General features: G+C 69.7%; 9 protein-coding genes. 3 read left to right on the top strand and 6 right to left on the bottom strand.

All coding sequences use genetic code 11. The features are described 5' to 3' along the window. Positions 1-5 precede the first annotated feature (5 nt). Positions 6-821 carry an OmpA/MotB family protein gene (locus DB31_RS04825; RefSeq protein ID WP_044182923.1) on the bottom strand — a complete coding sequence of 272 codons (816 nt, stop codon included), beginning with the start codon at positions 819-821 and terminating at the stop codon, positions 6-8. Between the two features lie 183 nt (positions 822-1,004). Here DB31_RS04825 and DB31_RS04820 point away from each other — a divergent pair, with 183 nt between their 5' ends. After that, positions 1,005-1,895: an SAM hydrolase/SAM-dependent halogenase family protein gene (locus DB31_RS04820; protein ID WP_044182920.1), complete on the top strand. Its 891-nt coding sequence runs from the start codon at positions 1,005-1,007 to the stop codon at positions 1,893-1,895. Between the two features lie 6 nt (positions 1,896-1,901). Here the strand turns inward: DB31_RS04820 and DB31_RS04815 are convergent, their stop codons facing one another. Then, a complete protein-coding gene (locus DB31_RS04815) occupies positions 1,902-2,450 on the bottom strand; it encodes a chalcone isomerase family protein (protein ID WP_044182916.1) in 549 nt (182 codons plus the stop codon). Between the two features lie 335 nt (positions 2,451-2,785). Between DB31_RS04815 and DB31_RS04810 the strand changes: the two genes are divergently transcribed. Further along, positions 2,786-4,138 carry an erythromycin esterase family protein gene (locus DB31_RS04810; protein ID WP_044182912.1) on the top strand — a complete coding sequence of 451 codons (1,353 nt, stop codon included), beginning with the start codon at positions 2,786-2,788 and terminating at the stop codon, positions 4,136-4,138. Positions 4,139-4,159: 21 nt separating this feature from the next. On the opposite strand, the gene DB31_RS04805 is transcribed toward DB31_RS04810, so the two are convergent. Continuing rightward, the gene (locus DB31_RS04805) at positions 4,160-4,675 is read right to left on the bottom strand and encodes a nuclear transport factor 2 family protein (protein WP_044182909.1); all 516 of its coding nucleotides are present in this window, start codon (positions 4,673-4,675) and stop codon (positions 4,160-4,162) included. 89 nt (positions 4,676-4,764) lie between these two features. On the opposite strand from DB31_RS04805, the gene DB31_RS04800 reads away from it, so the two are divergent. Beyond that, complete coding sequence (locus DB31_RS04800; RefSeq protein ID WP_044182906.1) at positions 4,765-5,544, top strand: alpha/beta fold hydrolase; 780 nt, start codon at positions 4,765-4,767, stop codon at positions 5,542-5,544. 18 nt (positions 5,545-5,562) lie between these two features. On the opposite strand, the gene DB31_RS04795 is transcribed toward DB31_RS04800, so the two are convergent. The 3 genes from DB31_RS04795 to DB31_RS04785 form a co-directional block, all read right to left on the bottom strand. After that, a complete protein-coding gene (locus DB31_RS04795; RefSeq protein ID WP_044182903.1) occupies positions 5,563-6,687 on the bottom strand; it encodes a hypothetical protein in 1,125 nt (374 codons plus the stop codon). Positions 6,688-6,750: 63 nt separating this feature from the next. Further along, a complete protein-coding gene (locus DB31_RS04790; RefSeq protein ID WP_205628466.1) occupies positions 6,751-9,126 on the bottom strand; it encodes an alpha-2-macroglobulin family protein in 2,376 nt (791 codons plus the stop codon). Then, complete coding sequence (locus DB31_RS04785) at positions 9,123-12,260, bottom strand: MG2 domain-containing protein (protein WP_044182896.1); 3,138 nt, start codon at positions 12,258-12,260, stop codon at positions 9,123-9,125. The genes DB31_RS04790 and DB31_RS04785 overlap by 4 nt, the downstream gene beginning before the upstream one ends. Positions 12,261-12,262: the final 2 nt, after the last annotated feature.

Raw genomic sequence — 12,262 nt, 5'->3', positions numbered from 1 at the left:
CCCGTCTAACGCCCTCCCGCTTTGGGTGCGAGCACGATTTCAATGCGCCGGTTGAGACTGCGGTTCTTCTCACTGTCGTTGGGCACAATGGGCTGGTACTGCCCGTAGCCAGCGGCCGAGAGGACCGTGGGGTCCACGCCCGAGTCCTGGAGGGCGCGCACCACGGCCATGGCGCGGGCGAGGCTGAGCTCCCAGTTGGAGGGGAACGGGCCGTCCTTGGGGGTGGGCACGTCGTCGGTGTGGCCCTCCACGCGGATGATGCGGCCCTGCACGGTCTTCAGGGCGTCGGCGATCTTCACAAGGGCGTCCTGACCCTCTTTGTTGACGCGGGTGGAGCCCGAGGCGAAGAGGATCTTGTCCTTGAGCTGGACGGTCATCCGGCCCTGGAGCTCGGAGAGCTGGATCTTCCCCTCGGAGATCTCCTTCTTGAGGCTCTGGGCGAGGTTCTCGTACTCGGCGCTCTTCTGCTCGAGGGCCTCTTTGGCCTCGGCGAGCCTGCGGGTGGACTTGGCCAGTTCGTCATTGAGGGCGGAGAGCTCGATGTTCTTCTGCTCGAGGGCATGGCGCTCAGCGGCGGCGGCGGTGAGGCGGGACTCGGAGGTGGTGAGGCGGGAGGTGAGGGCCTCCTTGTCGCGCTCGAGGGCGGCGTTCTTCTCCTCCAGTTCCTTCAGCTTGGCGTCGGCCAGCTCGCGAGCGCCCTTCTCCTCCTTGAGGCGGTTGTCGAGGTTCTCGGCCTCGGCGGACAGCTCGTTGTACTTGCTCTGCGAGACGCAGCCCGAGGCGAGTGCCGCGGCCGTGGCCAGGGCCAACATGGAACGCATGGGTAAGAGTCCTCCCGAAGGGTGAGATGGGCGGGTGAGACTACCGTCCACGGTAGCCTGCGTCAGGAGGAGATTTCAGGAACTCCTGGCGCGTCCTCTCGTTTACCTGGGTAAGCCGTCTCCTGTTTACCCTCTCAAGTAGTACGTGTTCCCATGCCAGGAATTGGCCATCAGAATGCCCCCATGCCCCTGGCCTCCCGCCTCGTCCTCCTCCTGCCGCTCCTCGCCACACTTCAGGCCGTCGCCGCAGAGCCCGCTGCCCCCGCGCAACCCACGCTCGTCTTCATGACGGACTTTGGCCAGCGGGACGACTCGGTGGCCATCTGCAAAGGCGTCATGCTCGGCCTGGAGCCCCGGCTGCGGATCATCGACCTGTCCCACGATGTGGAGCCCTACTCCGTGCTGGACGGCGCTCGCTTCCTGGCCGGCACCGCGCCCTACTACCCAGCGGGCACCGTGTTCGTCACCGTCATCGACCCCGGCGTGGGCAGCGATCGCCGCGCCATCGTGGCAAAGACGAAGCGCGGCCAGTACTTCGTTCTCCCGGACAACGGGCTGATCACCCTCGTCGAGCGCCAGGAGGGCCTCACCGAGGTCCGCCACCTCACGAACTCCGCGTGGAACCTCACCCCGAGCCTCTCCTCCACCTTCCACGGCCGGGACGTCTTCGCTCCCGTAGGCGCTCGGATTGCCCGAGGCGATGACTGGACGCAGGTGGGCCCGGTGCTCACCGAGTGGAAGCGCCTTGAAATCCCCGAGGCGAAGCTGACGGACACGGCGCTCAACGGCACGGTGCTCGCCATCGAGCATCCGTACGGCAACCTCGTCACCAACGCGGACGGCGCCCTGCTGGCGAAGCTGGGCTACCAGCGCGGCGACACGGCGCGCGTCACCTTCGGCAAGGGCCGCGAGCTGCGCCTGCCCTTCGCCGCCACCTTCAGCGACGTGCCGCTGGGCAAGCCGTTGATGTACGTGGACTCGCGCGGACGCGTGGCCTTCGCCATCAACCAGGGCCACTTCGCGCAGCAGAACGGCATCAAGCCGCTCACGACCTTCGTGCTCCGGAAGAAGTAGCCGACCTCAGCGCGGGAACACCGGGTGCTTCTGCAGCCACGCCGAGAACAGCGCGTCCGCGAAGCCCTTGCCCGGAATGAGCACGCCCCCCGAGGCCTCGCCGGACACCAGCAGCCCAGCGTTGGGATCATACGTGAGGATGAGGTTGTCCCCCTTGCTCACGTCCTTGAAGGACTGCAGCAGCGTCTCCATCCCCTGCTGCATGGGCTCCGAGAGCATGCTGGCGTTGGTGGCAATCCCCTGCCGGAAGGCCCCCACGAGCTGCTCCCGGCGGATCTTCCGCAGGAAGCGGAAGTGCAGCCGCTTCACCGAGTTGGTGGCGATGGCCTCGGCCTCCACGCGGGGGATCTGCTCCATATAGAGCCCCCACACGTAGATGTTGAAGAAGAGCTTCTCCTTGAGCGCCATGTGCGCGAGCGCCAGCCTGCGGCCTTGCAGCTCCAGCGTGTCGTCCATCCTCACGCCAGCCACTTCACGGGCCTCGGACAACCCCGCCGCGAGCATTGCCGCAAGAATCAGCCACCGCGCCCCTACCACCCAGAAGTCTCGCCCCATCTGCCTGCTCCTCCACCACCCCACGGCCCGGCCCCCTCCTCTCTCGCTCCGAGCGAGCGTCCAGGAGGGGCGGCCTGTTCCCCATTGCCTTGCCGTGGCTGACCCGAGTGATGGCGACGATGGGCACCCACCCCAGAGGTGACCAGCGGGTTCATCGGCCGGGTGATGGAAACCCAACACGTTCACGCTCGAGGAGTGCTCCCGCATGAACAGCAGGGTAGCGGCTCGGTCCGACATCCATGGCTCCTGCCCACGGGCGCGAGCCGCCCCTCGCCTGCTCGCCCACAGCCGGTGCATGGCTGGGCAGTCCCCGTGCACCTGCCCACCTTCAGGGTATGGCCCCCTTTTTCGATGACGACACACCGGACATCTCTTCCGCCCTGCTGGACGGAGTGAAGTCAGCCGCCGTGCCACTCACGGGCACGGCCTCGGATCTGGATGCCTTGATCGAGGGCATCGGCGACGCCCGCCTGGTCTTGCTGGGCGAGGCGACCCACGGCACCCATGAGTTCTATGCACTGCGAGCGGCGCTCACCCGGCGGCTGATCTCCGAGCAGGGCTTCACGGCGGTAGCGGTGGAGGCGGATTGGCCGGACGCCCTCCGCGTGAACGCCTTCATCCAGGGCGAGGGAACCGACACGGAGGCAGCGTCCGCGCTGGGGAACTTCGAGCGCTTCCCCCGGTGGATGTGGCGCAACCAGGAGGTGGCGGAGCTGGTGCGCTGGATGCGTGCGCACAACGCGGCGAGGCCTCCGGAGCAGCGAGCCGGCTTCTACGGGTTGGACCTCTACAGCCTGCACGCCTCGATGCGCGCCGTGGTGGACTACCTGGAGAAGGTGGATCCCCAAGCGGCGCAGCGGGCGCGTGAGCGGTACGGGTGCTTCGAGCAGTTCGGCACGGATCCGCAGAGCTACGGACACGCCACGGCGTACGGCTACTCGGCCACGTGCGAGGACGCGGTGGTGGAGCAGCTGCTGGAGCTGCAGCGCCGCACGGCCCAGGGTGCACGGGAAGAGGACGCCCGGTTCTTCGCCGAGCAGAACGCGCGGCTGGCCCAGGACGCGGAGGCCTACTACCGGACGATGTACGCGGGCCGGAACGACAGCTGGAACCTGCGTGATACGCACATGGCGGACACAGCGGACGCGCTGGCGGCGCACCTGACGCGCAAGGCGGGCCAGCCCGCGCGGATGGTGATCTGGGCGCACAACTCGCACCTGGGAGATGCGCGGGCCACGCAGCTCGGGGATCAGGGCGAGCTGAACCTGGGGCAGCTCCTGCGCGAGCGGCACGCGAAGGCCGTCTACAGCGTGGGCTTCACCACGTACACGGGCACGGTGATCGCGGCCAAGGAGTGGGATGGCCCAGGGCTGCGCCGCCGCATCCGCGCCGCGATCCCGGGCAGCTACGAGCACCTCTTCCATGAGGTGGAGCTGCCTCGGTTCCTGCTGCGAATGGAGGACCTGGGCGAGGCGGCTTCGGGCCTGCGCGAGCGTCGGCTGGAGCGGGCCATTGGCGTGGTGTATGCGCCGCGCACGGAGCGCTGGAGCCATTACTTCCTGGCGGACCTCCCCGCGCAGTTCGACGCGGTGGTCCACTATGACGAGACGTTCGCGGTCCACCCGCTGGACGCGAACGCCGGGCACGAGGAGGAGGACGCGCCCGACACCTATCCGTTCGGCCTGTAGCCTCGCTCAGGCTGGAACTGGCTACTTCTTCGGAGCGGGCTCGCTCTTGGCGGGCGCCGGAGGCTGCTTGAGGTGCGCCTCGATCTGCTTCTTGAACTCGGGCAGCAGCGCATTGGGGATGGGAACGGAGAGGTTGTACTGGGCGATCTTCCAGTCCCCTCCCTCCTTCACGCGGACACCCGAGCCACGGCACGGTCCCATGTTCGGGGTGTCGAGCGCCTCGTCGAACCACGCCACAGTGCCATCCTTGGACAACGCGATGTTGCGCGACACAGACCGGAAGCTCCACGCCTTGCCCCGGGCGAAGAAGGGCTTGGCCCAGGCGCGGAACGCATCGCGGGTCCACCGCTCGGTGGCATCCGTGCCCAGGAAGACGCCGTCGGCGGTGAAGTGGCCGAAGTAGCGAGCCTCGTCCGCCTCGGCGGCCGCCTTGTGCCAGTCATCCAGCACGGCGGCGATGGCGGGGCGAGGGTCCGCCTTATCCGAGGCAGCAGGCGAAGCGGCGAGCACGAGACACAGCAGCGAAGCAAAGGGCACGGAGTGGCTCCGAGGTCGAGGTCGTTCGCGGTATGAAGCGCGATGGCTCGCGCCCAGGTCAAGGCGCACGGCCTGGAAAGGGAGTGCGTGTGGTTCTCGAGAGTCTCCAACTGGGCGAGGGAGAAGTGCCCACCGTCCTGCTGCATGGCTTCCTGGGCTCGGGGCGCAACCTGCGCTCGCTGGCCAACGCGTGGAGCGCGGCCGATCCGAGCCGGCGCTTCCTGATGCCGGACCTGACGGGCCATGGCGGCTCGCTGCCCATGCCCCCGGGGACGGACCTGACGACGATGGCGCGGGACGTGGTGGAGACGGCGCGCGCCAAGGGCCTCACCGGACCGCTGGAGCTCGTGGGCCACTCGCTGGGGGGCCGGGTGTCGCTCGCGGCCAGCCTCGCCTCACCCTCGGATGTGGCCAGCGTGACGCTGCTCGACATCTCGCCGAGCCCCGTGCCCGTGGACCTCTCGGAGAGCGGAATGGTGCTGAACGTGTTGCTCCAGGCGCCCGAGACCGCCGCCAACCGCCGGGAGATACGCGCGGCGTTGACGGGCCAGGGCCTCTCGGAGCCGCTGGCGGACTGGCTGGTGATGAACCTCGTCTCCACGCCGGAGGGAGGGGTGCGCTGGCGCTTTGACCGGCAGGCGCTGGCGGAGCTGCACGGCCGGGTGAACGGGACGAACCTGTGGGCAGCGGTGGAGCGCCCAGGCGCGAAGGTGCGCTGCATTCGCGGAGGGCGCTCCCGGTATGTGACGGACGCGGACGCGGCTCGCATGGAGGCGGCCGGCTGCCCCGTGGCCCTGCTTCCGGAGGCCGGCCACTTCGTCCACGTGGATGCCCCTCAAGCGCTGCTCCAGTGGTTGATGGGGCGCTGAGAAGAGACGAGGCGCCGCTCAGGGCACGGCCAGGCCCGTGCGGCTCCGCCACAGCGCCAGGTTCGCCGAGTTGTTGTAGTACACGAAGATCTCGCTGCTACCCGCGATGACCTCCGGATCCGCCGGCTGGCGCGGCTGGCTCGCGGTGCCGCCATCCACCCGGAGCGCGCTGCCGTTCAGGCCAAGCACCCACACCTCTCCCACGTCCCCTGGGTTGGTGCTGGCGCGCATCACCACCACGAAATAGGTCCGCACCGTGCCCTGGCTGTCGCGGGCCTGGAACACCTCGGGCGAGTACATGAACCCCAGCTGCGATGGGGGCTGCAGGTCGACCCACGCCGCAGCGCTTTCTCCATAGATTCGCAGGGTGCCGCCATTCACCACCGTCGCATAGCGCAGCGCCTGCTGCGCCTCCGGCGCCTGGAACGCGAAGGAGTCCTCTTTCGCGTCCAAATCACTCGTGAGCACGGTGATGGCCCCCGTCGCGGTCGACAGGCGAACAAGCTGGGACACCCACTGTTCCCTCGGCCCCGGATCCATGTCGTGCTGCTGGGTGTACACGAGGTCCTCAGTACCCGGAATCCAGCTCACGGGCGCCACGCCCAAGTCCGCGCCGGGCAGCAGGTGCTCGACCGAAGGCGTGGCGGTGTCCAGCCAGTACACGCCCTGGGAGAGCCCACCGCCGGCCAGCGTCTCCTTGCGGCGGTACACCACCTTCACGGTGCCCCGGGACGTGAGGATGCCCGTGAGCAGATAGCGAGCCGCAGGCGGCGCGGTGATCTGCGCGGGGGACATGCCGGGGCGCTTGATCCAGAGGTTGGGAACGGAGTCGACCGTCTTCGTATAAAGGATGCGGTCGCTGCCTCGGACCCACTCGGGCCCCTGGAAGGACTCGAGCAGGGACGTGGCCTGGCCGTCGATGAGCTGGCGCTGAGACGAGAGGATGACTCCCGTCACCGGATCCACGGGCGCCTGCCATATCCACCGGTTGTTGTCCTGGTACGTCGCCGACAGCCCTCGGAACTCAGGATCGAGAAACTCCAAGCCTGCGCTCACCTGCTCATCCACAGGCTGCGCCCCCGCCGTCAGGCTCAGCCCCACGACTCCCGCGAACACCACGGCCTTCCACATCGCTCGGTCCATCCGGAATGCTCCATGAAAAATGGGTCTTCCGGGTGAAACACGGCTGCCCTGGGAAAGTTGCGCTCAGCGCACCGTCCACTGAGCGGGCGGGACGTACGAGACGAGATCCTGCCGCCCCTCGGGGAAGAGGCTGGAGGCCCCTCCCTGAAGCGTCCCCGCCAGCGTCGGCACCACGCGGAAGCTGGCCTGGAAGGGCTCGCCCGCGCCGCGCGGTGGCAGGGTGAGCGTGAGCGCCCCATCCTCCACCTCGTACTTCGTCACCTTCCGCTCGGCCACGAGCCGCTCGAGGCTCGGAGTGTCCACCTGGACCCCCGCGGGCAACGCGTAGCGCAGTTGGAGTGCCATGCCCGCCGGAGAGGCCGCCTGCACTGTCACCTCGGCCGGCATCCCCACCTTGCCCTCGGCGGGCGCCTTCACCGCCAGCTCCAGTCCCTGGCCCTTCTCGGCCTTCCACGGCACGTACGCGCTCAACGTGAGCGAGTAGCCCAGGCCAGGCACCGCCGGCTCCGCGCGCACCGTCCACGTGTGCGTCCCTGCCGAGCCCATCGCCGCCGCCTCCATCGAGAGCACGTCCCGCAGGGCCTTGGCGTCGAAGGTGCCCTCGGTCACCGTCTTCCCGTCACGCTCGAGCACCACGCGCACCTGTGAGGGCAGCGGCTCGGAGAAGAGCACCATCGCGGCCTGGAGGCTCAGGAGGTTGGTGCGCCCATCCCCCCAGCCCCACCCCGGCTGGTAGCTGGCCAGCAGCGAGGTGCCCAGGTCCGCCATTGGCGCCGCCTTGTCTCCCGTGAGCGCGAGCACTGCCAGCGCCGTCGCTTCAGCCTCCCCCGGCACCGTTCCGTCCGCGCGCACCACGCCCTGCTCCACCGGCAGGTATGCGGCGCCGTCGTCTCGCTTCTTCAAGGACTCGCGCACCTTGGCCCGCAACGCCTCCTGGAGCGAGCCCGTCACCCCGCCGCTGGCCAGGATGGCCGCCGCGGTGTAGCCGTCCTGCACGCGCGAGAGGTTGCGCTCGAAAGCCCCCATGGCGCGCGCGGAGAAGGCCGCAGCCCGCTGCTTGCCCGGCACCGAGAGAGAGGCGCCCGCGCGCACGGCCTGCGCACAATCTGCGGTGGCCACGAGTAACCGCTGCAGCGTCCACCCGTCCCCGCCCTGGCACGTGCCATCCGGACGCTGGGCGTTGGCCACCTGCGCGGACAGGCGCTCCCCCAGGCGGGACAGCACCGGGTTGTCCGGGTGCTGCAGTGCAGCCTGGGCCAGCAGGGCCGCAGTGGGCACATCCGGTGCCCGGGCCGCTCGCAGCACCCGCTGACCGGACAAGGAGGCCATGGCCTTGAGGGCCTCGGCATCCGCCGTCTCCCCGAGCGACTTCAGCAGCTCGGGCGCGCGGCCCGCCAAGAGCAGCGCATACGCATCCTCCGCCAGTCCCCAGCGCCCAGGCGCCGCGGAGAGCTCCGCGCGCAGCATGCCCAGAGCCCCCGGGAACACCTGCAGCCGCACCCGCTCACTGCCCGCCTGCGCGTCGGCAACACCGTCCAGCGTCAGGGTGCGCGGCGCCGCGAGCGAGCCCGCGCGTGACTGGTCCACCCGGCGGCCGGTGGGCTTCACATCGAAGCTGCGCACGATGGCGTCCGTGGTGCCCAGCGAGGCCTGCAAGGAGACAGGGCCGGGCTGGGTGGCCTTCAGCGTCACGTACTCCACCACGCTGCCCTGAGCGGGCACCCGCACGGTGCGGGTGGCGGCGCCCTCCACCACCGCGCCATCAGCCACCAGCTTCAGCGGCTGCTCCACCGCCTGCTCCGTGGTGTTCACCACCTGCACGGGCAGGCGCACGGCATCCCCCGTGAACAGGAAGGCGGGCACCACCGGATCCACATACGTGGGCAGTGTGCCCGAGAAGCTCGTCACCGCTCCGGCCTGCGCGCCCGAGCGCGAGTGCGCCAGCGCCAGCACCCGCCACCGCGTCAGCCGGTCCGGCACCTTTACCGGCACTACCGCTTGTCCGGACTCGTCCGTCACCTTGAGGGGCTCGAAGAGGAACGTCTCCGGGAACCAGGCGCGGCTCGGGGCCGCGGCCTCGGCCTGCGCCCCACCCTCGGCGAGGGCCACCTTGGGCTTCGCCGCAGCGCCTCCGGTGCCCTTGATGATCTGGATGGTCTCCATGCGCTTCATCGACAGGCCCCGCATGCGCTCGCTGCTGGCCCCGCCGCCCGCCAACGCGTCCATCTCCGCCTCGACGGGAGCAGGCTCGGGCGCGGCCTGGGCCGAGGGAGCTGCCGGAGCCATGGAGTAATAGCTGGAGGACTCTTGGTTGCCCGCCAACGCGGAAGCGGACGCGCCGAAGAGCCTGCGGATGCTGTCCCCGAACAACACCAGCGTGAACAGGGCGAACAGGGTGAACAGAACTCCAGCCATGAACATCAACAGTGAGCGCTTCATGGCGCCTCCCGGGCAACCCACTGGCCCCAGTTCTCGACGTCTTCGGACAGCCGCGTCCCTCCCACCACCACCATGCGGGGATCGGTGAGGGCCAGCAGCTCGGGCGGCAGCCGTGACAGCTTCAGACGGCGCCCGTAGGCATCCGTCACCGGCTCTCCGCGCTTCTCGCAGGCCGCCAGCGCCTGCTCCCACAGCTTCGCCATGCCCTCGGGGCTCAGCGTCTCCCCTTCCGGAGCCTTCTCCTCCCAGACACGCACCTGGGAGGTCAGCTCAGCGAGCACCCGGTAGAAGGGCTCCGTCAGCTCCGCCTCCGGCTCGAAGGCGGCCTGCGCGGTGAGCGACAGCGATGGGTCCGACTCCTCCACGGTGGGCGCCGAGCTGACGCGCAGCAGGGTGGCCGCCACGGCGTTGGCGCCTCGGATGCGGCCCATGGCGAGCGCCTGTCCATCGAGCACTCCGAACGCGGAGCTGACCAGCGTGGGCGCGGGCCTCAGGCTCCCAAGCACTCCCGGCCCCGGCAGCGAGGCCAGCTGCGCCAGCCCTTCATCCACACCGAAGAGGCCCACGGCGGCGGGGCCGTCCTTCCCATCCACACGGGTGCGCAGCAGCAGGCGGGCCACCTCACCGGGAGCATAGGAGGGCTTCTCAGGAGCCACCTCCACGGAGAGCTGCGCGCGAGGCGCCACGTAGATGCGAGCCACCGCTGTTCCCCAGTCCACCTGGGCCCAGCCCTCGAACTGCTCCGGCAGGCGGAAGGTCGCCACGCGGGACTTCGAATCCACCTGGGACTCCAGCCGCTCTCCTCCCGCGCTCAACCAGAGCTTCTCTGGCAGTGAGCCACTGAAGCCAGGACCTCGGAGCAGCTCCACACGCACCTCCTCGCCAGCGCGAGCCAGCGCAGGTGTGGCGCGCAGACGCTGAGTGGGCAGCCGCGTGGGCGGCAGGAAGAGCTTCGTAGAGCCGGCATCCTTGCCCTCCACCTGGGCGCTCACCATCAGCTCGAAGCCGAGGCGCGTGGTGTCCTGCGCCCGAGCCTCGCCTCCATCGCCCTCCGCGGGCTCCGCCGTGAGAAGCGCCACGCCCATCTGGTCCTGCTGCGCCTTGGTCCCTCCTGCCCTCTCTTCGTCCGAGGCCTCCACCTCTTCATCCGAGCTATCGCGCAGTGACAGGCGCGAGAACCGGGCCTGGAGGCAGGAGAGCACCGTGGAGGAGAGCATCGGGACGCCTTCCTGCTTCTCGACGGGCACCCACCCCACCTCCACATCCTTCTGGCCTGCCCGGAGCCGCCACCGGAGGGTGGCGGGCACATCGGACGCCTCGGAGAGCTTCGCGGGCAGACACGGGCGCGCATCACGGGCCGCCTCTTCCAGCGCCGCATAGAGCCGCGAATCCACGGGCCCGTCGTTCGCGGCCTTCATCTCGACCCCGAGCGTGGGCAGCTGGGGATCCACGAGCTGCAGGGTCAGGTTCAGCATGCGCTCGCGCCCCGGAGGCAGCGTCCGCGTGCGGGCTGCATCCGCGAGACAGGCCGAGAGCCGCCCCTGCTCGCCCACCACATCCACCACCGCTCCGCTGGAGCTCACCCGGACGGACAGCTGCTGGTCGGTGTCCGCCGAGTCGGGGACGATGAAGCGCGCGCAGGGGAAGAAGGCGGGCAGCCACTTCTCCAGGGCCACCTGATCCCCCAGGCCCGCCTCCTCGTCGCGAGAGAGCAGGTCACTCGAGCCCATCAGCTCCACCGGGTTCGGCAGCGGCTTGCGGCGCACGGGCATGGCGGGGACAACGACGTTGACGGCGACGCCCGGATCCAGCTGCAAGGACGCGACCCCATCCTCGTCCGCCACTGTCTTCACACCCGGATCCTTGGGGTCCCACGCGCGCTTCACGGTGAGCTCGGCGCCTGGGAGCGCCTGCCCATCCGCAGTGGTGGCCCGGATGAACACGCGGTTGCTGTAGTTCTCCACCAACCCGGACTCCAGCTCGGTCACGGCGGAGACGGCGAGCGCATCCTCGGAGAGCAGCAGGGAGACGCCACCGCGCACGGTATCGCCCGCAGGGTCCGTGGCCGCCACGCTGGCGGAGAGCGTGACCTGGCCTCGCAGATCCTGAGGCACGCGCGGCAGAGTTACCCGGAAGCGGCCGGCCGCATCCGCCTTCGCCGCGACGGGCAGCCCGCCTCCATCGAACCACTCGGTGGGAGGCGGCCAGCCTCCGAAGTGATTCCACTCCAGCGACACCTTCGCGCCCGCGACGGGCGCTCCAGAGCTGTAGAGCACCTGTCCCTCCACCACGGGCGCGTCACCCGCGCGCCAGAAGGCCTGAGGGCTGGAGGCCTCCACCCGGAAGCGCGGCAGGGTGAAGGGCTCCACCCGGAAGGAAGCCTCTCCGCTGGTGCCACCGCTCAGCCACCGCACGGTCCACGTGCCCGTGGGCGCGCCGCGGTCCAGCGGGAAGGCACCAGACACCACGCCCCAGGGACCGGCGGGGGACCGCTCCTCCACCACCACGTCTCCGTTGGGGTCCACCACCGTCCACGTCCCCGGGCGCCCATCCAGGGGGCTCAGTCCCTTGGCGCGCAGGGCCACGGCGCGGAACTGCACGCGGTGGCCGGGCTCGTAGAGCGGGCGATCCGTGAGAACGTGGACTCGCGCGGGTGCATATAAAGGAAGCGCGGTCTCCACGGTGTCCGTGCCCAGGCGCGTGGTGATGCGAGCGCGCAGCCGGTAGTCGCCATCGGGGAGCGCGGGCAGCTTCAGCTCGGCCCAGAGGTCTCCGTTGTCCTCCCGCTTCCAGTCCTTCTCGGGCTTCAGCGGCGTCTCCTGGCCCGCGGCATCCAGGAGCACCAGCTCGGCCTTCGAGGGCTTCATGCGCGCCAGCAGCTCCTGGCTGTAGGACTTGCCCACGCCATGGGCCAGGGCCCAGGCGCGCACGGAGCCGCTGCGCTCACGGGCCAGCCCATCCACCTGCAGCCCCACCGTCTGCCGGAAGCGCCCATCCGGGCACTGCCTCACCTTCACGCCCTGGAAGATCCAGGCGGACAAACACCTCTGCGAGCTGAGAACAGCGAGCGAGACTCCCGCGAGCACCGCACAGATGCCGCCAGCAATGAGCCGGCGGCGGGACCGGACGTTCATGT

This window comes from Hyalangium minutum, assembly GCF_000737315.1.
GTDB classification, from domain to species: Bacteria; Myxococcota; Myxococcia; order Myxococcales; family Myxococcaceae; genus Hyalangium; species Hyalangium minutum.
This window is presented reverse-complemented; position numbering and strand designations above follow the sequence as displayed.